Source organism: Streptomyces mirabilis (assembly GCF_018310535.1).
GTDB lineage: Bacteria > Actinomycetota > Actinomycetes > Streptomycetales > Streptomycetaceae > Streptomyces.
The window spans coordinates 1,800,153-1,822,269 of record NZ_CP074102.1; the positions used below are offsets into that span (position 1 = coordinate 1,800,153).

Below are 22,117 nucleotides of genomic sequence, written 5' to 3' on the forward strand. Positions count from 1 at the left end.
CCGTGCCAAGCTTGGCTTCATGCAGCTCTCCGCCTCCCCGTACGAAGAACGCCTCACCGCCCCCCGCAGCTGGTGGGCGATCTGCTTCCTTGTCGGGATAGCGATGGCCCTGGTCTTCCTCCCCTTCGGCACGCTGCCGCTGCTGGGCGCGCTGGTCGGCGGCACCGCGGTCTCGGCTGTCGTGGCGAGCGCGTACGGGTCGATCCGCATCCGGGTCGTCGGTGACTCCCTGATCGCGGGCGAGGCGAAGATCCCGGTCGCGGCCCTGGGCGACGCGGAGATCATGGACCAGGAGGAGGCGCGCGCCTGGCGCACGTACAAGGCGGACCCGCGCGCCTTCATGCTCCTGCGGGCGTACATCCCCACGGCCCTCCGCGTCCAGGTCACCGACCCGGCCGACCCCACGCCGTACCTGTACCTGTCGACGAGGGAGCCGGAGCGCCTGATCGCGGCGCTCGAGGCGGCTCGGGCCGCGGCGTAGGGCCTCCGGAATCAGAGGCGCGGCTTCGGGGGACAACTTCGGGGCGCGGCTCCGGAGCGCGGCCCGGGGAACGGTCCCTCTACGAAAGTGCCACCTGCGACGAAGGCGCGCCCCGAACCACCACGGCGCGCGACGGTGCGCCTTCGCGTAGCGGTTACCCACCGGCGCACACCGCTCCACGGACAGTGCGCCTCCGCACCCAGTGCTCCCGGCCCACCACGAGCCGGTGCCCCCGCCCGACCGCTCATCTCAACTCGGCGGGCGGCCGGTGTCAGGCGGGGCTCAGTGCCCCAGTTCCTTGGGGATCTCCCCCATCCGCAGGGGATCCGCCGGCTTCTCCAGGGGCGGCAGCTCCGCGAGCGCGTCCCACGGCACCTGGGACTTGCGCAGGTCCTTGCGGATACGTGCCGCCAGGCGCTTGGTGTCCCGGCGGTTCATGACCGCCCCCACCGCAGCGCCCACCATGAACGGCATCAGGTTCGGCAGATCCCGGACCATGCGTTTCATGATCTGCTGGCGCAGCTCACGCTTCATCTGGCCGCCCAAAGCGGCGTTGATCGTCGACGGTTTGGTCACGTCGATCCCGCGCTCGGAGGACCAGGAGTTCAGATACCCCGTACTGCGCTGTTTGAGATTGCCCGGCGGCCGCAGGCCGTAGACCTCATGAAGCTCGGCGATGAGCTTCAACTCGATCGCGGCGACGCCGGTGATCTCGGCGGCGAGCTCGGTCGGCATCGCGGGCGGCACCGGCAGCATCGCGGCAGCACCGATCCCGGCGCCCACCGTGGACGTCGCATTGGCCGCACCCGCGACGAGCTTGTCCGCGAGCTGTTCGGGGGTGAGTCCCGGGAACTGCCTGCGGAGGCTCGCGAGGTCCCGTACGGGAACGCGCGGCGCGATCTCGATGATCCGGTCGGCGAGGTGGGACAGGCCCGCCTTGGCCCTGCTGCCGCCCTTCTGGACGCCCTTTCTCACCCCGTCCCGAATGCCGGCCGCACGGCGGCCGGTGGCGGGGACGGCGACGTCCGCCGGAACCGACTCGTCGGACGGTTCCGGATCGTCGGCCGGCATCACCTCGCCGGCCCGCGCAAAAGCGCCTGTAGGCGCTGTGGCGGGCGCCCGCTCGAGCGAGGCTGATCCTGGTCGGGAAGAGCCCCGCTCGTCGTCACGCACGCCTTCAGGGCCGTCTGAGGGCCCTTCGTCCGCTGCCCGTGAAGGGAAGCGGCGCTTCCAAGGTGGGGTCGAGCCAGTCACGGCCGACCCTGCCTCAGTCGCAGTCGCGGCAGATCGGCTGACCGTTCTTCTCGCGGGCCAGCTGGCTGCGGTGGTGCACCAGGAAGCAGCTCATGCAAGTGAACTCGTCCTGCTGCTTGGGCAGCACCCGGACGGCCAGCTCCTCGTTCGAGAGGTCGGCTCCGGGCAGCTCCAGGCCTTCTGCGGCCTCGAACTCGTCTACGTCGACCGACGACGTCGACTTGTCGTTCCGGCGAGCCTTCAGTTCTTCAAGGCTGTCCGAGTCGACGTCGTCGTCGGTCTTGCGTGGGGTGTCGTAATCCGTTGCCATGTCGCTCTCCCCCTCTGGGTGTCTGCGGTGTCTCAGCGCACGTAACGCGTGAGAGGCCGGACTTGTGCCCGACCTGAGGCGGAGATTTTGCCTCACATCAAGGTCTGTTACTCAATCGACACCCAACCGGACTCCTCATGAGTGATCGGCTTGGATGGCGATGCGGACCGTACACGGTCCGAAGGGCCCACTTCAAAGGCGTCCCACCGTGTACTTCCCGTGATCTAGACCCCCGAAAACCCGGATTTTCCCGGCTTTACGGCAGCCTGCGTGACCACGGAGAGTAGATGGCCAGATATTCGCCCTTGTGATCGATCACACACGAGCCTCCCAGATGGGCGACCAGAAGATTCCGCGCAAAGCGAACATCGTCGCGTGTCCGGGACATGTTCTCAGATAGGCAGGGTGACGCGCATCACGAGTCCACCCCCCTCGCGCGGCTCTGCCGCGATATGGCCCCCGTGTGCGCGGGCCACCGACCGGGCGATGGAAAGGCCTAGACCCACGCCCTTGTCGCTGCCCGTGCGCTCCGTGCGCAGCCGCCGGAAAGGCTCAAAAAGATTGTCGATCTCGTACGCGGGAACCACCGGACCCGTGTTCGTGACCACCAGTACCGCCTGCCCGTGCTGGACCTGCGTCGTGACCTCGACCCAGCCGTCCTCCGGCACGTTGTACCGCACCGCGTTCTGGACGAGGTTCAGGGCGATCCGCTCCAGCAGGACGCCGTTGCCCTGGACGACCGCCGCGGCGCGCTCCCCTCGGATCGCCACCCCCTTGGCCGCGGCCTCGGCGTGCACCTGGTCGACGGCCTGTGTGGCGACCTCGGCGAGGTCCACGGGCTTGCGCTCGACGATCTGGTTGTCGCTGCGGGCGAGCAGCAGCAGGCCCTCGACGAGCTGCTCGCTGCGCTCGTTGGTCGCGAGCAGTGTCTTGCCCAGCTGCTGGAGCTCCACCGGGGCTCCAGGGTCGGACAGGTGTACTTCGAGGAGCGTGCGGTTGATCGCGAGCGGGGTGCGCAGTTCGTGCGAGGCGTTGCCGACGAACCGCTGCTGGGCGGTGAAGGCCCGCTGCAGCCGCTCCAGCATGTCGTCGAAGGTGTCCGCCAGCTCCTTCAGCTCGTCGTCGGGGCCGTCCAGCTCGATCCGCCGGGACAGGTCCGAACCCGCCACCGCGCGCGCGGTGCGGGTGATCCGGCCGAGCGGCGACAGGACGCGGCCTGCCATCGCGTAGCCGAAGGCGAAGGCGATGATCGCGAGGCCGAGCAGGGCGAGCAGGGAGCGGCTGAGCAGGTCGTCCAGGGCCGTCTGACGCTGGTGGTCGATGCAGTTGCTGATCGCGACGTTGAACTCGTCGAGTGACAGGTTGCCCGCCTGGACGGCGGGGCAGTTGTCGCTGCTCACCTTGATCGCCGTACCGCTGACGATCTTGAAGAGCGGCTCGGCACCCGTGTTCAGCGCCTGCGCCGCGAGCAAATAGATGATCGACAGCAGCATGATGCCGGCGATCAGGAACATGCCGCCGTACAGCAGCGTGAGCCGTATGCGGATCGTCGGGCGCAGCCAGGGGAACGGGGGCTCCGCCCTCCTGGGGTCCCACGTGGGCTTCGGAGGCGCCGTGGGGGGCGCGGGAGTCGTGGCCACCGCGGATCAGATCCGGTAGCCGGAGCCGGGCACGGTGACGATGACCGGAGGTTCCCCGAGCTTGCGGCGCAAGGTCATGACGGTGACGCGGACGACGTTGGTGAAGGGGTCCGTGTTCTCGTCCCAGGCCTTCTCCAGGAGCTGTTCGGCGGAGACGACGGCGCCCTCGCTGCGCAGCAGCACCTCCAGGACGGCGAACTCCTTGGGCGCGAGCTGGACCTCCTTGCCGTCGCGGAAGACCTCGCGCCGGTTGGGGTCGAGCTTGATCCCTGCGCGCTCCAGGACGGGCGGCAGCGGCACACTCGTACGACGCCCGAGAGCACGCACGCGTGCCGTCAGCTCGCTGAACGCGAACGGCTTGGGGAGGTAGTCGTCGGCGCCGATCTCGAGGCCCTCGACACGGTCGCTGACGTCGCCGGACGCGGTCAGCATCAGCACGCGCGTGGGCATGCCGAGCTCGACGATCTTGCGGCAGACGTCGTCGCCGTGCACGAGCGGGAGGTCGCGGTCGAGGACGACCACGTCGTAGTCGTTGACGCCGATGCGCTCCAGGGCGGCCGCACCGTCGTACACGACGTCGACGGCCATGGCCTCCCGGCGCAGTCCGGTGGCCACCGCATCGGCGAGCAGCTGCTCGTCCTCGACGACGAGTACGCGCACGTCGCTTGTCCTTCCTCTGTCCACCCGCGTAGCGCCTCTTCGGCACACGCGGGCAGGGGGGTCTGTCACGGGTAAGGCCTCCATCCTGCCCTTTTCGGCCATAAACCGGCTGTAAGACGGGTGAGAGGCGCCCGGTACGACGGTCTCGGGCCCCGGGAATGCGAGATTTTCTCGTCGGGTTGAGGTTTCCACGGAAGGGAGCGGGGGGAGGACGGCTTTACACCCCGCGATCACGCTCTGCATGTGGCAAGCCACCTTGTGGTACGTCCAACCGCTTCCGCAGAGCGGACGTGGGTGTCCGGCACCGTCGCCGCCCAGCCCGGGCAGCGCTGGGCACCCTCTGGAGACGTGATCGCCCCTTCCCAACGGCACACCCCCGTGCCACCGACCCACGACCCAGGACGAGGGGGCGCAGCATGGACGCATTCACCGCAGGACTTCTGCAGCGCATAAGGGCGACCGAGTCCGACCTGACGCGGGCTCGCGAAACAGGCGACGACTTCCTCGCGGAGGTCGAGCAGGCCGAGCTCGAGGACCTGCGCCGCCTTGCCGCCGAGCACGGTGTGGAGGTCGGCGCGTCGCGCGTCTGAGCAGTTCGTACCAGAGCGGGGCCCCGGCATCGATCCAGTGCCGGGGCCCCGCTCCGTTGTTGTGCGTACCGAATTCCGTAGTCGCTGTACGCACCGGGAACAGCGAGTGCTGTACGTACCGAGAACGGCGGGTGTCGTCAGTCGTGCCAGGCGCCGAACTCCTCCAGAAGCCGCTGGAGGGGCTCGAAGACGCCCGGGGAGGCCGCGACCGCCAGATCGCCCGCGGGGCGCTCTCCGGGGCGTCCACCGGTCAGGGCGCCCGCCTCACGGGCGATCAGGTCGCCGGCCGCGAGGTCCCAGGGGTGCAGACCGCGCTCGTAGTAGCCGTCGAGGCGGCCCGCGGCGACGTCGCACAGGTCGACGGCCGCCGAACCGCTGCGCCGGATGTCACGCAGCAGGGGGATCAGCCGGTGGGCGACCTCGGCCTGGTGGACCTTGACCTCGGTCACGTAGTTGAAGCCGGTCGAGACCAGGGCCTGGTCCAGGGGCGGCGACGGGCGGCAGGCCAGCCGGCGCTCGCCGACCCAGGCCCCGGTGGCCCGGGCGCCCCGGCCGCGCACGGCGCTGTAGGTCTCGCCGCGCATCGGTGCCGCGACGACCCCGACGACGGTCTCGCCGTTCTGTTCGGCCGCGATGGACACCGCCCAGGTCGGCAGTCCGTAGAGGTAGTTCACCGTGCCGTCGAGCGGGTCGACGACCCAGCGGATGCCGCTGGTGCCCTCGCTGGAGGCGCCCTCCTCGCCGAGGAAGCCGTCGCGGGGGCGGTGCTGGGAGATCAGGTCGGTGATCAGCTTCTCGGCGGCGATGTCCATCTCGGTGACGACGTCGATCGGGCTGGACTTGGTGGCGGCGACCGTGAGGTCCGCCGGGCGGCCGTCCCGCAGCAGCTCACCGGCGCGGCGGGCGGCGTCGTGGGCGAGCTGGAGCAGTTCGGTGTGCAGGGGCTCGATCAAGGGGCTCCTCAGGCGTACGGGCTGTCGGCGCCCGCGGCGGCGGGCTTGGGGGCGCGGGCCGGGCAGCAGCCCACAGGGCACAGGCCGTGGCTCGCGCCGAGCGCGCCCAGGGCGCAGGGTGTCACCTGCGACCCGTTCTCTGTCGCGGCGCGCTCCAGGACGAGGCCGCGGATCGCCGCGGCGAAGCGGGGGTCGGCGCCCACGGTGGCCGAGCGGCGCACGGGCAGCCCCAGCTCCTCCGCCTTGGCCGTCGCCTCCGTGTCGAGGTCGTACAGCACCTCCATGTGGTCCGAGACGAACCCGATGGGGGCCATCACGACGGCCGGGACCCCGGCCCCGTGGAGCTCCTCCAGGTGGTCGCAGATGTCGGGCTCGAGCCACGGGATGTGCGGGGCTCCGGAGCGCGACTGGTACACGAGCTGCCAGGGGTGCTCGATCCCGGTCTGCTCGCGCACGGCGTCCGCGATCAGCTTCGCCACGTCCAGGTGCTGCCTGACGTAGGCGCCGCCGTCGCCGTGGTCCTCGGCCGGGCCGGAGGTGTCGGCGGCCGCGGTGGGGATGGAGTGCGTGGTGAAGGCGAGGTGCGCGCCCGCCCGTACGTCCTCGGGGAGCTCGGCGAGGGACTTCAGGACGCCCTCGATCATGGGCTCCACGAAGCCGGGGTGGTTGAAGTAGTGCCGCAGCTTGTCGATCTTCGGCAGCTCCAGTCCCTCGGCCTCCAGGGTCGCCAGGGCGCCGGCGAGGTCCTCGCGGTACTGCCGGCAGCCCGAGTACGAGGCGTACGCGCTGGTGGCGAGGACGAGGACACGGCGGCGGCCGTCGGCGATCATCTCGCGCAGGGTGTCGGTGAGGTACGGCGCCCAGTTGCGGTTGCCCCAGTAGACGGGCAGGTCCAGGCCGTGGTCCGCGAAGTCCTTGCGGAGGGCGTCGAGCAGGGCACGGTTCTGGCCGTTGATCGGGCTGACCCCGCCGAACAGGAAGTAGTGCCGCCCCACTTCCTTCAGCCGTTCCTTGGGGATGCCTCTCCCCCGCGTCACGTTCTCCAGGAACGGAACCACGTCGTCCGGGCCTTCGGGGCCGCCGAACGAGAGCAGGAGCAGGGCGTCGTAGGGGGTGGCATCGAGCACATCTGGCATGCGTCCGATCCTGCCATCCGTCACTGACGGCCGGACAACAGCCACAAGACAAGCGGAACCGGGGAGTACCCGAGGGAGTGCATTAGGGTCCCCTAACCCGTAAGCTGTATCGGCCATCTACACGCCTTACCGGAGTCCGACCGCACGCGGTGACCGTGTGGCCGGGCCGAGCCCACCGGAGACCCCTCGTGCCCAGCCCGTACCGCGCCCTGTTCGCCGCCCCCGGCTCCAAGGGCTTCTCCGCCGCGGGCTTCCTCGGCCGGATGCCGCTGTCGATGATGGGCATCGGCGTGGTGACGATGATCTCCCAGCTCACCGGGCGGTACGGGCTCGCGGGCGCGCTGTCGGCGACCATGGCGCTCGCGGCCGCGGTGATGGGCCCGCAGGTCTCCCGGATGGTGGACCGGCACGGCCAGCGGCGGGTGCTGCGCCCCGTCACCCTGTTCGCGCTCGCGGCGGCCGCCGGGCTGCTGCTGGCCGCGCACTTCGAGTGGCCGGACTGGGTGCTGTTCCTCTGCGCGGCCGGGATCGGCTGCGTCCCGAGCATCGGCGCGATGATCCGGTCCCGCTGGGCGGCTCTCTACGGGGGCACCCCGCAGTTGCACACCGCGTACTCCTTCGAGTCCGTGGTGGACGAGATCTGCTTCATCTTCGGGCCGATCATCTCCATCGGCCTGTCCACGGTGTGGTTCCCGGAGGCCGGCCCCCTGCTCGCCGCCTGCTTCCTGGCGGCGGGCGTCTTCTGGTTGACCTCCCAGCGCGCGACCGAGCCCGTGCCGCACCCGCGTGAGCACCACAGCAGCGGTTCGGCGCTGCGCGCGGCCGGACTCCAGGTCCTGGTGGCCACGTTCGTGGCGACCGGAGCGATCTTCGGGGCCGTGGACGTGGTCACCGTGGCCTTCGCGGAGGAGCAGGGCCACAAGGGTGCCGCGAGCGTGGTTCTGGCCCTGTATGCGGCGGGTTCCTGCGCGGCGGGAGCCGTGTTCGGACTGCTGCACTTCAAGGGGGCGCCCGAACGTCGGTGGCTGCTGGGCATATGCGCCATGGCCGTGAGTATGATCCCCCTGCTACTGGTCGGAAACTTGCCGTTTCTGGCCGTGGCGCTGTTCGTTGCGGGCCTGTCCATCGCTCCCACGATGATCACGACGATGTCCCTCATCGAACAGCACGTACCACGCGCGAAACTGACCGAGGGCATGACCTGGGTGAGCACCGGACTCGCGGTCGGGGTCGCGCTCGGCTCCTCCGTGGCCGGCTGGGTGATCGACACCGCCGGTGCGAAGGCCGGGTACGGGGTTCCGGCGGTGTCCGGAGCCGTCGCGGTCGCGGTCGGATTCCTCGGGTATCGCCGGCTCAGCAGGCCGGTTCCGCAGCGGGAGGGGACCCATGAGCACCACACTGAGCGGGAAGAGCGGCACGTGGCGTAACTGGGCGGGGAACGTCACCGCCCGCCCCGTACGGGAGGTCACCCCCGCTTCGGTCGAGGAGCTCTCCGCGGCCGTACGCAAGGCGGCCGACGACGGTCTGCGGGTCAAGGCCGTCGGCACCGGGCACTCCTTCACTGCGGCCGCCGCGACCGACGGCGTGTTGATCCGCCCTCAACTGTTGACCGGCATCCGCAACATCGACCGCGAGGCCGGGACCGTCACCGTCGAGGCGGGCACCCCGCTCAAGCGTCTCAATGTGGCTCTCGCGCGCGAGGGGCTGTCGCTCACGAACATGGGCGACATCATGGAGCAGACGGTCTCGGGCGCGACCAGCACCGGAACGCACGGCACGGGCCGCGACTCGGCCTCGATCGCCGCGCAGATCAAGGGACTTGAACTGGTCACCGCGGACGGTTCGCTCCTCACCTGTTCCGAGGAGAAGAACCCCGATGTCTTCGCGGCGGCCCGGGTGGGCATCGGCGCCCTGGGGATCGTCACCGCGATCACCTTCTCCGTAGAGCCCATTTTTCTGCTCACGGCTCGCGAGGAGCCGATGACCTTCGACAAGGTCACCGCCGACTTCGACGAACTCTTCACCGAGAACGAGCACTTCGAGTTCTACTGGTTCCCGCACACCGGCAACTGCAACACCAAGCGCAACAACCGCAGCGCCGGCCCCGAGAAGCCGATCGGGCAGATCGGCGGCTGGATCGAGGACGAGTTCCTCTCCAACGGGGTATTCCAGGTGGCCAATCTGGTCGGCCGCGCCGCGCCCGCCACCATCCCGACGATCGCGAAGATCTCCAGCCGCGCGCTGTCCGCGCGGACCTACACCGACATTCCCTACAAGGTCTTCACTTCTCCGCGCCGGGTGCGCTTCGTGGAGATGGAGTACGCCGTTTCGCGCGAGGCGCTCGTCGAGACGCTGCGCGAGCTGAAGACGATGGTCGACCGCTCGTCCCTGCGGGTCAGCTTCCCCGTCGAGGTGCGCACGGCCCCCGCGGACGACATCGCGCTCTCCACGGCGTCCGGCCGGGAGAGCGCCTACATCGCCGTCCACATGTTCAGGGGTACGCCCTATCAGGCGTACTTCACCGCGGCCGAGCGGATCTTCACGGCGCACGAGGGCCGCCCGCACTGGGGCAAGGTGCACACCCGTGACGCGGAGTACTTCTCGAAGGTGTATCCGCGCTTCGGCGAGTTCACGGCGCTGAGGGACCGTCTTGACCCGGATCGGCGCTTTGGGAACGACTACTTGCGTCGGGTGCTGGGCTCGTAGGCGAACCGTCCGTGGGCGCCGGGGTGTCGGCCGGCGCCTGCGAAGCGGCACCGGAACTCGGCGTCGGAGCAGGGGATGTGGCACGGCCGTCACCCTGAGTGGCGTCGGTGCCGAACCCGCCTTCGGTTCCGGGAGTGCTGTCGGTGGCCGACGGCTCCCTCGAAGAGGATCCGCTCGTCGGACTCGAAGGCGTCGTACCGGGCTTCGACCGGGAGCCGGAGCCGCTGCCCTTGAGGGCGTCACCGACGGTGGTGCTCGTGCCGGCGCCGCTGAAGCTCTGCCCCGACACCAGCTCGTACGTCGTGATCCCCGCCATCGTGACGCCGAAGACGAGCGCCGCCGCGACCACCGGCCGCTTCCAGCTCTTGACCCGGGCGCGATAGACGGTGCCCTCGGTGAACGCCCCCGGTACCGGAGCCTGCTGGGCCCTCGGCTTCGCCTGGACCGTGACATCGCGGAGCTGTTCGCCGGTGCGCTTGAAGAAGTGCTGGAAGACGGTGCCTCCACAGGTGGCGATCGCGCTGACCACTCCGGCGCCCAGGATCGTCCCGTACACCCCGAAGTAGGAGGCGAGTTTGGCCGCCACCACCGCGGCCACGGCGCTGCCCGCCACTTGCGGAAGGCTCAGGTCCACCCGCCTCCTCCTCGGCGCCCCCTCCTTCGCGCTCTGTTCCTCGCCGGCATCCGACTTCTCACGCATCCCCGGACCTTGCCTGCCTTTCCCGTACTTCTCGACCGCTTGCACGAGAAAGGGACGGACGGGCGAAACGTTTAGTTCCGTTTCTGGCGATTACGTGAAGTACGACACGTTTCAAGGTCACGAATACGGCACAGTGGACGGCCAACTACCACCCCTCACTAGAAGTTGGGCGGCGTGCCGATCCACGCACATGGCCCGAATGGAGTACTGTTGCGAGCCCTGGGTCCGGACTCCCGCCAGGGTGTCCGGGGCCTGACAGGACCGCCGGGAGGGGGCTCGTTGCACAGGGTGATGGAGTTCGTCACTTAGCGTTGCGAATAGGTAACCGTGCCATAACGGCGACCCCGGGCCCGCGCCCGACACGCCGGGCAACTCGGCAAGGTTGTGGCAGGCTGCACCCGGGCAGGCCACACTCGACTAGCGGAAGCAGCGACGCACGTGACGTCGGCAGGCACCACCCGGGAGGTCCCCATGCCCGAACTGCGTGTCGTGGCCGTCTCTAACGACGGCACACGGCTGGTGCTGAAGGCTGCGGACAGCACGGAGTACACGCTTCCGATTGACGAGCGTCTGCGCGCCGCTGTTCGCGGCGACCGTCCCCGCCTCGGCCAGATCGAGATCGAGGTGGAGAGTCATCTCCGCCCCCGAGACATCCAGGCGCGGATACGTGCCGGCGCCTCCGCGGAGGAAGTCGCCCAGCTCGCGGGAATCCCCGTCGACCGGGTGCGTCGCTTCGAGGGCCCCGTGCTCGCCGAGCGTGCCTTCATGGCCGAGCGTGCCCGGAAGACTCCTGTCCGTCGCCCCGGTGAGAACGCCGGACCCCAGCTCGGTGAGGCCGTTCAGGAACGGCTGCTGATCCGGGGTGCCGAGAAGGACACCGTCCAGTGGGACTCATGGCGTCGTGACGACGGCACGTGGGAAGTGCTGTTGGTCTACCGGGTCGCGGGCGAGCCGCACTCGGCGAGCTGGACGTACGACCCGCCCCGGCGGCTCGTCCAGGCCGTCGATGACGAGGCACGCTCGCTGATCGGCGAGTCCGACGACCTCGCGGCGCCCGAGCCGAGCTTCCCGTTCGTCCCGCGTATCGCACGGCTGCCGCGCGACCGCCCGCTGGACCGCGCCCTGGACCGGCAGATGGAGCGCCCGAGCCTGCCCGGGCCCTCCCCCGAGCCGGTCGAGGAGAGCGTGAGCGACCGCGACTCGCTCACCAGCCTCCTGGAAGCGGTGCCCAGCTTCCGGGGCGACATGGTGGTGCCCGAGCGGCCCGCCACCACGGAGCTCCCGGCGACGGAGGAGCCGCCCACCGAGCCCGAGGCGGAGGAGCCCCCGGCCCCCGCGGCCTCGGCCGGTGCCGGTTCCGCCTACGCGGACGTGCTCATGCCCCGCTCGGTCGGCAGCCACCGCGACCGTCTCGTCGGCGCGACCGACCGCCAGGCCGAGGCCGACGGCGTCCGACCGGGCCGCAGAGCGGCGGTCCCGAGCTGGGACGAGATCGTCTTCGGGACGCGACGGAAGAAGCAGGACTAGTCAGTTGTACGACATCGGGGCCCGCGCCACGCTGGAGCGGGCCCCTTTGCCGTTACTGAGGGTCGGGGCCCACCGCGACCGGACGGCTGCCGTCCCGCGACCACTCCGACCAGGAACCCACGTACAGCGCGGCCGGGATGCCCGCGACGGCGAGCGCCAGCACCTCGTGGGCGGCGGAGACGCCCGAACCGCAGTAGACGCCGACCTCCGAAGTGCCGGTCACACCGAGGGACTTGAAGCGCTCCGCGAGCTCGCCCGATGGCCGGAACTCGCCGGTCTCCGTGACGTTCTCCGTGGTCGGCGCCGAGACCGCGCCCGGGATGTGCCCGCCCACGGGGTCGATCGGCTCGACCTCGCCCCGATAGCGCTCACCGGCTCGGGCGTCGAGCAGCAGCCCCGTGCGGGCGAGCGCGGCGGCCCCGTCCGCGTCCAGCAGCGGCCGGGCGCCCGCGGCCGGCTCGAAGGTTCCGGGGGCGGGCTCGGGGATCTCCGAGGACACCGGCCCGCTCCAGGCGACCAGCCCGCCGTCGAGCACGCGCACCGACGGATGACCCGTCCAGCCCAGCAGCCACCAGGCCCGCGCGGCGGCCCACCCCACGCCACCGTCGTACACGACGACATCCCGGTCCGCGGACACCCCGGCGGCCCGCATCGCCTCGCCGAAGACCTCCAGGTCGGGCAGCGGATGACGGCCGCCCGCGCCCGGCTCCCCGGCCAGTTCGGCATCCAGGTCGACGAAGACCGCGCCGGGGATGTGCCCTGCCGCGTACGCGGCCCGGCCGTCGAAGGGGGCGGCCCCGGCGGCCGTCGCCGTGGAGAGCTGCCAGCGGATGTCGAGCACGACCGGCGGGTTCGGTCCCGCCAGGTCGCTCGCGAGTTCGGATGCGGAGATGATGGCGTTCATAGCCACCATCCTTGCGTACGGGGTGGCCCCGGCGTCCAGGTCCGGCTACTCTGCTCGGCCGGACAGGTCCGATCACCGGGCGTACGGGATCGGGCACATGCTGTACAGCCGATGGACACCCCCCGGCAATCGCGCGGAAACGGATGGGAAACGGCACATCGGGCATTCTCCGGCAGTGGACCGCTACACGATGACGCCGCCGGGGCGCGCAGGGTGACGGGTGGTGCGAGCATCGGCACGGGGCGTGCACGCGCGCGATTGCGGTACGCGGTTGGTAGGCGGAAGGTGAACGGCCACCGCGAGGGGCCGAGAAGAGAGTGACGATGACCGAGGCACGGGAGTCGGCCGGCCCGAACGGCACCACGAACGCTCGGCACGCACCCGGCGTGCCCTGCTGGGTGAGCCTGATGGTGCACGGGATGGCCACGACCCAGGAGTTCTACGGAGAGCTGTTCGGCTGGGAGTTCCAGCCGGGCCCGCGGCAGCTCGGCCCGTATGCGCGGGCCCTGCTCGACGGCCACGAGGTGGCGGGAATCGGACAGATGCCACCCGACCGGCATCTGCCGATCGCCTGGACGCCGTATTTCGCCTCGGCGGACGTGAACCACACCGCCGAGTCGGTACGGCACTGCGGCGGCACCGTGGGCGTGGGTCCCCTGGACGCCGGAGAGGCCGGGCGGCTGCTGATCGCCTCGGACCCCACGGGCGCCGTCTTCGGGGTCTGGCAGGCGGCGGCCCATCTGGGCACGGCGCTCCACGGGGTGCACGGCACCCCCGCCTGGATCGAGTTGGTGACCCGCGACACCGAGAGCGTCGTCAAGTTCTACCAGGGGGTCTTCGGACACGAGCCGGAGCCTGTCGTCTCGGCCGACTTCGACTACATGACCCTGCACATCGACGGCCGCCCGGTGGCCGGCGTGCACGGCGTCGGCCACGGCCTGCCCCGCGACCGCGGCCCGCACTGGCTGACGTACTTCGAGGTCTCGGACGTGGACGAGGCCGTCGCCCAGGCCACCGACCTCGGCGGACACCTTCTCAAGGCGGCCCACGACTCGCCCTACGGGCGGGTGGCCACGGTGGCGGACCCGGAGGGCGCGGTGTTCTCGGTGATCCGCACCGAGCGATGATCCACGCCGAGCGCTGAGAGTCAGGCGGAGGCGATCGGCAGTACGTCGGGCGAGAGGGCGCCCGCGCGGGCCGTCGCCGCCGTCATCCGGCGCCGGTGGTGTCGACGGCACAGGACCTCGTAGCCGATGTCCTCCGCCTGATTGACGTCGCCGACGACCACCTGGGCGCCCTCGACGACCATTTCGCCGCCTATCGTGCGGGCGTTGTGGGTGGCGCGGGCGCCACACCAGCACAGGGCCTCGACCTGGAGGACCTCGACCCGGTCGGCGAGCTCCACGAGGCGCTGGGAGCCCGGGAAGAGCTTGGAGCGGAAGTCGGTGGTGATGCCGAAGGCGAAGACGTCGATGCCCAGGTCGTCGACCACCCGGGCCAGTTGGTCTATCTGTCCGGGGGCCAGGAACTGGGCCTCGTCCGCGATCACGTAGTCCGCCCGGCCGCCCTGGGAGAGGTGGACGACGAGGTACGCGTACAGGTCCTGGTCGTCCGCGACCTCCACGGCGTCCGTGACCAGGCCGAGGCGCGAGGAGAGCTTGCCCTCTCCCGCGCGGTCGTCGCGCGTGAAGATCATGCCCTGCAGGCCCCGGGCCGAGCGGTTGTGCTCGATCTGGAGAGCCAGCGTCGACTTCCCGCAGTCCATCGTTCCGGAGAAGAACACCAGCTCGGGCATGGGGAGTTGAGCACCTTTCGACAAGAAGGGAGACGGGCGGAGGGGAACGGGCGGGGAGGGGTCAGGTACGTACTTCCAGGAGCGGAACGTGCTGCTCCACCGGTGCCATCGAACCGTGGTTGCCGACCATCGCCGACTCCTTCGGCTCCCGCTCGGTCGCGACGATCAGGACGTCGTCGCAGGCCGCCGCCACGACGTCGCCGATCCGGGCGTACACCCGTTCGTCGACCTGCGGCCCGAACCAGCCCGCCGCGATCGCCTCGTCGCGCGAAGCCACCCAGAACTGCTCGCCGAGCACCTCGCGCCAGCAGGTCAGGACGTCCGCCTCGGCACCCGGGACGGCGTACACGTGCCGGGCCCGGGCTTCGCCGCCCAGCAGGGCGACTCCCGCGCGCAGCTCCCAGTCCTCGTCGAAGTCGATGCGGTGCTGCTCGTCGAAGGGGATGTCGATCATGCCGTGGTCGGCGGTGATGTACAGCGCCGCGCGCGGCGGCAGTTGCTCAGCGAGGCGCTGGACCAGGCGGTCGACGTACATCAGCTGGCCGCGCCAGGGGTCCGAGTCGACGCCGAAGCGGTGGCCCTTGCCGTCCACCTCGGCGTAGTAGGTGTACACCAACGAGCGGTCACCGGCGGCCAGTTGTTCGGCCGCGAGGTCCATGCGCTCCTCGCCGGACAGCCGCCCGTGGAACGTTCCGCCGCTCAGGGCGATCTTCGTGAGCGGGGTGTTCTGGAAGGTCGGGGACGAGACCTGGGCCGTGTGCACACCCGCCGCGTCCGCGAGCTGGAAGACGGTGGGGTACGGCTGCCAGGCGCGGGGTTCCGTCCAGGGACTCCAGCGCAGCTGGTTCATCAGCTCGCCGGTCCTCGGGTTGCGCACGGTATAGCCGGGCAGGCCGTGCGCGCCGGGCGGCAGGCCCGTGCCGACGGAGGCCAGGGAACTCGCGGTGGTCGCCGGGTAGCCCGCGGTGATCGGGCGGCCGGTGCCACCGCGCGAGCTCCCGAGGAGGGAGCTCATGAAGGGGGCCTCGTCCGGGTGCGCCTTCAGCTGCTCCCAGCCGAGACCGTCGATCAGGAAGACGCAGTTCCGGTCGGCCTCGGTCAGCTCCGGTATGGCGGTGGTCATGCCGGGGACGCCCATGCCGGCGGCGAGCGTGGGCAGCAGATCGGCGAGCGAGCCCGCGCCGTACTCGGGGACGGGCGCGGAGTCGATGGCCAGCGGTTCCGGGTGGTCCCAGGTGGGCAGCGCCATCAGCGGGTGATGTCCGCGGTCGCCTCGGAGAGGGACTGCGCGAAGGCGAGGGCCTGGCGCACCGTCTCCGGGCCGTCCCCGGCCTCGCTGACGCGCAGGCTCAGGTCGTCCGCCGTCGAGTTGCCCGTGTAGCCGTGGTCCGCCTCGCAGTTGGGATCGCCGCAGGCCGCGGGCTCCAGGTCGATGCGGGAGACCGCGCCCCAGCCGATGGTCAGGACGACCTCGCGGGGCAGCGTGCCCGGTGTGTACGACTCGGGGTTGGCGACGACCCGGCTGACGACGACCGACGAGATCCGGCCGAGTTTCACGGACTCGGTCGAGGTCGTGGCGTACGGCGTCGGCGAGGTCGTGTCCGCGTTCTGCTCGTCGGTGTGGCTCACGATGAAACGGTTGCCGGTGAGGACGAGCACGGTCACGTGCCGGCGCACCTCGTTGGCGTCGAACGTCGTCTCCTGGTGGACCAGGTACGACCGGATGGTCTCGCCGCCGATCGCGGCCTCCACCGCCTCGGCCACGAGGGCCGGGTAGTAGCCGCTGCGCTCGATCGCCGCTCGCAGCCCCTGGGTCGTCGTACTGGTCTTGGCCATGACGTCCATCCTACGGTGGCCCACCGACTGCGAGGCACCGGTCGCGGGTGTCTGTCGTGGACGGATCAGAACGAATCGTCGACGGCGGCGGGCGCCGGAACGGCTCGGACGACGGGACCCGTACGGCTCAGACGACGGGAAGCGTGCGGGGACCGAGGTCGTCGCGGACGGGGGCGCGGGCCAGCCGCACGGTGGCGCCGAGCACGCTCAGGCCGCGCGGAGCGACCACCACCGGCTCCAGGGAGACGGCGACGACCTCCGGGTGGTCGTCGACCAGCCGCGAGACGCGCAGCATCAGCTCTTCGAGGGCCACGGTGTCGACCGGCGCCGAGCCACGCCAGCCGAACAGGAGCGGCGCCGTCCGGATCGACCGGACCAATGAGCTCGCGTCCCGGTCGGTGACCGGAACCAGCCGGTGTGCCGTGTCCCCGAGCAGCTCAGACGCGGCTCCGGCCAGGCCGAACGAGAGCACCGCTCCGGCCGCCGGGTCGATGACGGCCCGTACGACCGTGTCGACCCCGCGCGGCGCCATGCTCTGCACGACCGGGCGCAGCACCTCCGGCGTTCCGAAGAGGTCGGTCAACTCCGTGTACGCCCACCTCAGTTGCGCCTCGTCCGTCAGATCCAGGCGTACGCCGCCCAGGTCGGCGCGGTGTCTCAGGTGCGGGGCGGTGGTCTTGAGGGCCACGGGGTAGCCGAGGGTGCGCGCGGCCGCGGCGGCCTCGTCGGGTGTCGGCGCCGGCAGAGCCCGGTGTACATCGATGCCGTACCGCCCGAGCAGCACGCAGGCGTCCTCGGGGCCGAGCGTCAGTCCCGAGCCCCGGGAGAGCAGCTCGTCGATCTGCTCGGCGGCGCCCTTCTCGTCTATGTCCTCGTACTCGGGGACCTTTCCGGGGTCGGCCGCCTCGCGCCGCCACTGGGCGTACTTCACGGCCTCGCCGAGGGCGCGGACGGCGCGCTCGGCGGCCGGGTAGGCCGGGATGAGCCGGGGGCTCGCCTCCGGGGGACCGCTCACCACGGTGGCCGGGCGTTCGGCGGGGCGGGGTGCCCGAGCACCGGGTGCCGTGGACGCCGCCTGTGGTGCGGTGCTGGCCGCCGCCGACAGGGCCTCCGCGAGCCCACCGAGCTCGACGTGCACCACGAGCACCGGCTTCGCCGGGGCCGAGGCCGAGGCCGAGCGCAGGGCCTGAGCCAGGGCCGCGTCCTGGGCCGACGTCTCCCCCACCGCCGGTATGGCGGTCACCACCACGGCGTCGCACCTGTCATCGGCGAGGGCTTTCGTCAGCGCCCTGTGGAAGTCCTCCGCCGAAGCCGCCGTGGTCAGATCCAGCGGAGGAAGCGGTCGCAGTCCTTCGGCGAGGCACGCGTCGAACGTCAGCAGCCCCAGGGACTCCGAGTTGCCGAGGATCGCCACCCGGGGTCCTGCGGGGAGCGGCTGGCGGGCCAGCAGGAGCCCCGCGTCGACCAGCTCGGTGATCGTGTCGACCCGGATCACCCCGGCCTGCCGCAGCAGCGCGGACACGGTGGCGTGCGGCAGCCGGGTGGCCCGTACGGCATGCCCCTGGGGAGCGGCGGCGTGCCGTGCGCCCTGGACCACGACCAGCGGCTTGGCCGCCGCCGTCCGCCGGGCGAGCCGGGTGAACTTGCGCGGGTTGCCGATGGATTCGAGGTACATCAGGGCGACGTCGGTGTCCGGGTCGTCATACCAGTACTGGAGTACGTCGTTGCCGGACACGTCCGCCCGGTTCCCGGAGGAGACGAAGGTGGACACTCCGGTCACGCCGGTGACGCCGCCGCCGCGCCGGTGCAGCCGGGAGAGCAGGGCGATCCCGATCGCGCCGGACTGGGCGAACAGGCCTATCCGCCCGGGGCGCGGCATCTCGGGCGCGAGCGAGGCGTTGAGGCGCACCTCGGGGGAGGTGTTGATGACCCCGAAGGCGTTCGGTCCGATGATGCGCATCCCGTACGTACGGGCCTGGCGGACGAGTGCACGCTGACGCTCGCGTCCGGCGGGGCCGCTCTCGGCGTACCCGGCGGAGACGACCACGAGGCCCTGCACCCCGTGCTCGCCGCACTCCGCGACTACTTCGGGGACGAACGGCGCGGGCACGGCGACGACCGCTAGGTCGACGGGTTCGGCGATGTCACGGACGGAGCGGTGGGCCGGGACGCCGTCGAGCTCCTTCTCCTGGAGTGCCTTGTTCACGGCGTACAGGCGCCCGGTGAACCCGGCCTCGCGCAGGTTGTCGAGGACGCTGCGTCCCACCCCGCCGGGGGCGCGGCCCGCTCCGATGACGGCGACCGAGCCGGGCGCGAGCAGTCGCTGCACGGACCGCGCCTCGGCGCGCTGCTCCCGCGCGCGCTGCACGGCGAGCGAGCGGTCGGTGGGTTCGAGGTCGAACTCCAGGCGTACGACGCCGTCCTCGAAGTGCCGCTTCTGCTGGTATCCGGCGTCCGTGAACACCTTGATCATCTTGGTGTTGGCGGGCAGCACCTCGGCGGCGAAACGGCGGATGTCCCGCTCCCTGGCGACGGCCGCGATGTGCTCCAGGAGGGCCGAGGCAACGCCGCGGCCCTGGTGGGCGTCCTGCACGAGGAAGGCGACCTCGGCCTCGTCGGCGGGCGCGGAGGCGGCCCGACCATCGGCATTAATACGGTCATAGCGTACGGTGGCGATGAACTCGCCGCCGACCGTGGCCGCGAGCCCCACCCTGTCCACAAAGTCGTGGTGCGTGAAGCGGTGGACATCCTTGGCGGACAGGCGCGGGTAGGGCGCGAAGAAGCGGTAGTACTTCGACTCGTCCGATACCTGCTCGTAGAAGCTCACCAGCCGCTCGGCGTCGTCGACGGTGATGGGCCTGATGCGGGCGGTGCCGCCGTCGCGCAGCACCACGTCGGCCTCCCAGTGGGAGGGGTACTCGTGCCGGTCCGACGAGGTCTGCATGGGCCCCAGAGTACGGCTCGCGTCCGACAACGGCGCGAGGCAGGCTAGGGGCACCGAAGTCGGATCCAGGCCGGGATCCGACGCGGAGTCCGGGACAGGAACAGCACCCTGCCCCGGGCTCGCTTCACGTTGTGGAACACTGGTCTAGACAACCCTGAACACCTGAAGGGCAGCATCACATGGCTGAGCGCCGCGTCAACGTCGGCTGGGCCGAGGGCCTCCACGCCCGTCCCGCCTCCATCTTCGTCCGGGCGGCCACGGCCTCCGGTATCCCCGTGACGATCGCCAAGGCGGAGGGCAACCCCGTCAACGCGGCCTCCATGCTAGCGGTCCTCGGCCTGGGCGCCCAGGGCGGCGAGGAGATCGTCCTCGCCTCGGACGCCGAGGGTGCGGACGCCGCGCTCGACCGGCTGGCGAAGCTGGTGGCGGAGGGTCTCGAGGAGCTCCCCGAGACCGTCTGAGAAAGAGCCCCCGAGCGGGGTTCCTCAATTGATGGCGGGAGTGGTCTTCGCACCAAAAGACCCCGCCCCGCACACATTCGAAGGGCTCGCCTGAAAACATCGGGCGGGCCCTTCGCTTTTCCCAATTACGGGCAGCAGAAATAATCCCCCGCGAATTACCTCTCTTTGTATACGGTGCCGGTGTTAATGACGCACGCCCGTCATGTTTACGGGATGTTGCGAAGTCCTCACACGCTCCGGCCGATCTCCCCCGCCGGGAAAACGCAGCCGGTGCGCGACCGTCGCGCGCTCGGTGTGCAGCGCCGTGACGGCCCGCGCCCGCTCACTGTCGCCGCGCGCCACCGCGTCCACGATCCCGCCGTGCTCCGCCCAGGACTCCGCCGGATTGGCCGGCGCCTCGACCGCGTACATCCAGGCGATCTTGTGCCGCAGCTGGGCCAGCGTGGAGGTCAGCGCGGGGCTCCCGGAGGCCTGCGCGAGGGTCTCGTGGAACCAGCCGCCGAGCGAGCGCAGATCCTCGCTGTTCCCCCTCCTGGCCCGCTCCTGCCCCAGCCTGACCAGGCCTCGAAGCACCTTGAGGTGGGCCTCGGTGCGCCGCTGCGCGGCCCTCGCGGCGCCCAGCGGCTCCAGGAGCATGCGCATCTCCAGCAGGTCCGCGGCCTCCTGCTCGGTGGGCTCGGCGACGCACGCGCCCGCGTGCCGACGGGTGACGACGAAGCCCTCGGCCTCCAGCGTGCGCAGGGCCTCGCGCACGGGGACCCGCGAGACGCCGTAGCGGCGCGCGAGCAGTTCCTCGGTGAGCCGGCTGCCGCGCTCGTAGACACCCGCGACGATGTCGTCACGGATCGCCGTGCATACCGAGTGCGCGGGAATGCGCATGACCGGACCTCCGCCTTAATCCCCGCGAAACGCGGTCGATTGACGCTTGTTCAGCGACTCTATTGCAGAGAGCCGGAATTTCCGATGGCGGGCCGGAATCCATGGATATTTTTTGGACAGACAGTCGTTCGAAACGACGAAGCCCCGGCTGAGGGGAGCCGGGGCTTCGGAAGTGTTGACGCCGGTCGTCGGTCGTTCACGGTGCGCGAGCGGCCGAGGATCACGCCGTCCGAACGGCAGAGGATCACGCCGTGCGAGCGTCAGACGTTCACGCCGTGCGAGCGGAGGTAGGCGACCGGGTCCATGTCGGAGCCGTACTCCGCCGTCGTGCGGGCCTCGAAGTGGAGGTGCGGCCCGGTGGTGTTCCCGGTGGAGCCGGAGAGGCCGATCTGCTGGCCCGGGGTGACCGTCTGCCCCACGGAGACGCCGATGGACGACAGGTGGCCGTACATCGTGTAGGTGCCGTCGTGCATCTTCAGGACGATCTGGTTGCCGTAGGCACCACCCCAGCCGGCCGTGACGACCGTGCCGGAGCCGACCGCGTGGACCGAGGTCCCGGAGGCGGCGTGGAAGTCGACGCCGGTGTGGCTGCCGGAGGACCAGAGGCTGCCGCCGGTCTTGTAGCCGGTGGAGATGTACGAGCCCGTGATCGGCAGGACGAAGGTGTTGAGGCGCTTGCGCTCGGCGGCGCGGGCGGCACGCTCCTTGGCCTCGCGCTCCTTCTTCGCCTCCTCGGCGGCCTTCTTGCGCGCGGCCTCTTCGGCCTTCTTGCGCGCGGCTGCCTCGTCGGCGGCGCGCTGCTGGGCGGCGGCCTGCGCGTCGATCTGGGCGGCGACCCTGTCGCCGAGGGTGACGGCCTGGGTCAGCCCGGACTGCTCGACGGAGGCGTCCGCGGCGAGCGCCGGGGCGGCCAGGGTTCCGATGACACCGGTGGTGGTGAGCGCGGCGACGCCGACGGCGTTCGTGGTGGAGCGCTTCACGCGGCTCGGACGGCGGTGTTTCCCGGGGCCACAGGTGAACGCCATGTAGGGGCTGATCCTTTCCTTCCCTCTCGCCTACCGGGTTAGCTGACGGGTTCGGAGCAGGAAGGTCTCCTACGGACCCCCTCCAGGGAGGGCGTCCGATTCACCCCAGGGACTACGTATGGGTCCCCGGCTCCCCTGGCTCGCGCCGTACGGGGACTCGGCGATGACTGTCCGGTGCCGCGGGCGCGGCGCACTGCCTGACGAACAGCCGCCCCGACGCTAGACGGGGCGTCTTTCAATCAACAAACGGATCACGGTTTTTGTAGTGCATGCCACAGGGCAGACGGGCAACCTCCCTACCAATACGGACATCTTG

Annotated in this window: 21 protein-coding genes and 1 riboswitch; of the genes, 7 read left to right on the forward strand and 14 right to left on the reverse strand. The window is 70.8% G+C overall.

Annotated features, from left to right (window positions below; all coding sequences use genetic code 11):
• Window positions 1–19: 19 nt before the first annotated feature.
• Window positions 20–481, forward strand: coding sequence for a DUF3093 domain-containing protein (locus SMIR_RS07990; protein WP_168496468.1), 462 nt, complete (start codon window positions 20–22; stop codon window positions 479–481).
• Between the two features lie 282 nt (window positions 482–763).
• Here the strand turns inward: SMIR_RS07990 and SMIR_RS07995 are convergent, their stop codons facing one another.
• From SMIR_RS07995 to SMIR_RS08010, 4 genes are all read right to left on the reverse strand, one after another.
• Complete coding sequence (locus tag SMIR_RS07995) at window positions 764–1,735, reverse strand: hypothetical protein (RefSeq protein WP_168496466.1); 972 nt, start codon at window positions 1,733–1,735, stop codon at window positions 764–766.
• Between the two features lie 13 nt (window positions 1,736–1,748).
• On the reverse strand, window positions 1,749–2,045 hold the full coding sequence (locus SMIR_RS08000) for a DUF4193 domain-containing protein (RefSeq protein WP_003997302.1): 297 nt from the start codon (window positions 2,043–2,045) through the stop codon (window positions 1,749–1,751).
• A 392-nt stretch (window positions 2,046–2,437) separates the two neighbouring features.
• Window positions 2,438–3,685 carry a sensor histidine kinase gene (locus tag SMIR_RS08005; protein ID WP_101401163.1) on the reverse strand — a complete coding sequence of 416 codons (1,248 nt, stop codon included), beginning with the start codon at window positions 3,683–3,685 and terminating at the stop codon, window positions 2,438–2,440.
• A 6-nt stretch (window positions 3,686–3,691) separates the two neighbouring features.
• Window positions 3,692–4,345: a response regulator transcription factor gene (locus SMIR_RS08010; RefSeq protein WP_010983842.1), complete on the reverse strand. Its 654-nt coding sequence runs from the start codon at window positions 4,343–4,345 to the stop codon at window positions 3,692–3,694.
• 416 nt (window positions 4,346–4,761) lie between these two features.
• Here SMIR_RS08010 and SMIR_RS08015 point away from each other — a divergent pair, with 416 nt between their 5' ends.
• Entirely contained in the window at window positions 4,762–4,935 is a 174-nt protein-coding gene (locus SMIR_RS08015; protein ID WP_165854003.1) for a hypothetical protein, read from the forward strand.
• Between the two features lie 137 nt (window positions 4,936–5,072).
• On the opposite strand, the gene SMIR_RS08020 is transcribed toward SMIR_RS08015, so the two are convergent.
• Together SMIR_RS08020 and SMIR_RS08025 are read right to left on the reverse strand one after the other, a co-directional pair.
• Window positions 5,073–5,888: an inositol monophosphatase family protein gene (locus SMIR_RS08020; RefSeq protein WP_212726815.1), complete on the reverse strand. Its 816-nt coding sequence runs from the start codon at window positions 5,886–5,888 to the stop codon at window positions 5,073–5,075.
• Between the two features lie 8 nt (window positions 5,889–5,896).
• Window positions 5,897–7,024, reverse strand: coding sequence for a ferrochelatase (locus SMIR_RS08025; protein WP_168496464.1), 1,128 nt, complete (start codon window positions 7,022–7,024; stop codon window positions 5,897–5,899).
• A 188-nt stretch (window positions 7,025–7,212) separates the two neighbouring features.
• Between SMIR_RS08025 and SMIR_RS08030 the strand changes: the two genes are divergently transcribed.
• On the forward strand, window positions 7,213–8,451 hold the full coding sequence (locus SMIR_RS08030) for an MFS transporter (RefSeq protein WP_168496462.1): 1,239 nt from the start codon (window positions 7,213–7,215) through the stop codon (window positions 8,449–8,451).
• The gene (locus tag SMIR_RS08035; RefSeq protein ID WP_168496460.1) at window positions 8,411–9,730 is read left to right on the forward strand and encodes an FAD-linked oxidoreductase, L-gulonolactone oxidase family; all 1,320 of its coding nucleotides are present in this window, start codon (window positions 8,411–8,413) and stop codon (window positions 9,728–9,730) included. Before SMIR_RS08030 ends, SMIR_RS08035 begins: the two co-directional genes overlap by 41 nt.
• Here the strand turns inward: SMIR_RS08035 and SMIR_RS08040 are convergent.
• Window positions 9,654–10,430 (reverse strand): hypothetical protein, encoded by a 777-nt coding sequence (locus SMIR_RS08040; RefSeq protein WP_212726816.1) that lies wholly within the window; start codon window positions 10,428–10,430, stop codon window positions 9,654–9,656. The genes SMIR_RS08035 and SMIR_RS08040 overlap by 77 nt on opposite strands.
• Window positions 10,431–10,901: 471 nt before the next feature.
• Here SMIR_RS08040 and sepH point away from each other — a divergent pair, with 471 nt between their 5' ends.
• Window positions 10,902–11,957: a septation protein SepH gene (sepH, locus tag SMIR_RS08045; protein WP_101401157.1), complete on the forward strand. Its 1,056-nt coding sequence runs from the start codon at window positions 10,902–10,904 to the stop codon at window positions 11,955–11,957.
• A gap of 52 nt (window positions 11,958–12,009) precedes the next feature.
• On the opposite strand, the gene SMIR_RS08050 is transcribed toward sepH, so the two are convergent.
• Window positions 12,010–12,861: a sulfurtransferase gene (locus SMIR_RS08050; protein ID WP_212726817.1), complete on the reverse strand. Its 852-nt coding sequence runs from the start codon at window positions 12,859–12,861 to the stop codon at window positions 12,010–12,012.
• Between the two features lie 323 nt (window positions 12,862–13,184).
• Here SMIR_RS08050 and SMIR_RS08055 point away from each other — a divergent pair, with 323 nt between their 5' ends.
• Complete coding sequence (locus tag SMIR_RS08055; RefSeq protein ID WP_168496454.1) at window positions 13,185–13,988, forward strand: VOC family protein; 804 nt, start codon at window positions 13,185–13,187, stop codon at window positions 13,986–13,988.
• Window positions 13,989–14,008: 20 nt separating this feature from the next.
• On the opposite strand, the gene SMIR_RS08060 is transcribed toward SMIR_RS08055, so the two are convergent.
• The 4 genes from SMIR_RS08060 to SMIR_RS08075 all read right to left on the reverse strand — a co-directional run bounded on the left by SMIR_RS08060 (window position 14,009) and on the right by SMIR_RS08075 (window position 19,436).
• Window positions 14,009–14,656: a thymidine kinase gene (locus SMIR_RS08060; RefSeq protein ID WP_101401153.1), complete on the reverse strand. Its 648-nt coding sequence runs from the start codon at window positions 14,654–14,656 to the stop codon at window positions 14,009–14,011.
• A gap of 61 nt (window positions 14,657–14,717) precedes the next feature.
• Window positions 14,718–15,905, reverse strand: coding sequence for an alkaline phosphatase family protein (locus SMIR_RS08065; RefSeq protein ID WP_054229917.1), 1,188 nt, complete (start codon window positions 15,903–15,905; stop codon window positions 14,718–14,720).
• Entirely contained in the window at window positions 15,905–16,492 is a 588-nt protein-coding gene (locus SMIR_RS08070) for a DUF5998 family protein (RefSeq protein WP_211118828.1), read from the reverse strand. Before SMIR_RS08070 ends, SMIR_RS08065 begins: the two co-directional genes overlap by 1 nt.
• A gap of 127 nt (window positions 16,493–16,619) precedes the next feature.
• Window positions 16,620–19,436, reverse strand: a complete 2,817-nt coding sequence (locus tag SMIR_RS08075; RefSeq protein WP_212726818.1) for a bifunctional acetate--CoA ligase family protein/GNAT family N-acetyltransferase — start codon at window positions 19,434–19,436, stop codon at window positions 16,620–16,622.
• A gap of 179 nt (window positions 19,437–19,615) precedes the next feature.
• Between SMIR_RS08075 and SMIR_RS08080 the strand changes: the two genes are divergently transcribed.
• Window positions 19,616–19,897, forward strand: a complete 282-nt coding sequence (locus tag SMIR_RS08080) for an HPr family phosphocarrier protein (RefSeq protein WP_054229914.1) — start codon at window positions 19,616–19,618, stop codon at window positions 19,895–19,897.
• Between the two features lie 183 nt (window positions 19,898–20,080).
• Here the strand turns inward: SMIR_RS08080 and SMIR_RS08085 are convergent, their stop codons facing one another.
• The gene (locus tag SMIR_RS08085) at window positions 20,081–20,776 is read right to left on the reverse strand and encodes a GntR family transcriptional regulator (RefSeq protein WP_168496450.1); all 696 of its coding nucleotides are present in this window, start codon (window positions 20,774–20,776) and stop codon (window positions 20,081–20,083) included.
• A gap of 260 nt (window positions 20,777–21,036) precedes the next feature.
• Complete coding sequence (locus SMIR_RS08090) at window positions 21,037–21,801, reverse strand: M23 family metallopeptidase (protein WP_212726819.1); 765 nt, start codon at window positions 21,799–21,801, stop codon at window positions 21,037–21,039.
• 12 nt (window positions 21,802–21,813) lie between these two features.
• Window positions 21,814–21,974: riboswitch (cyclic di-AMP (ydaO/yuaA leader) on the reverse strand.
• Between the last annotated feature and the right edge of the window lie 143 nt (window positions 21,975–22,117).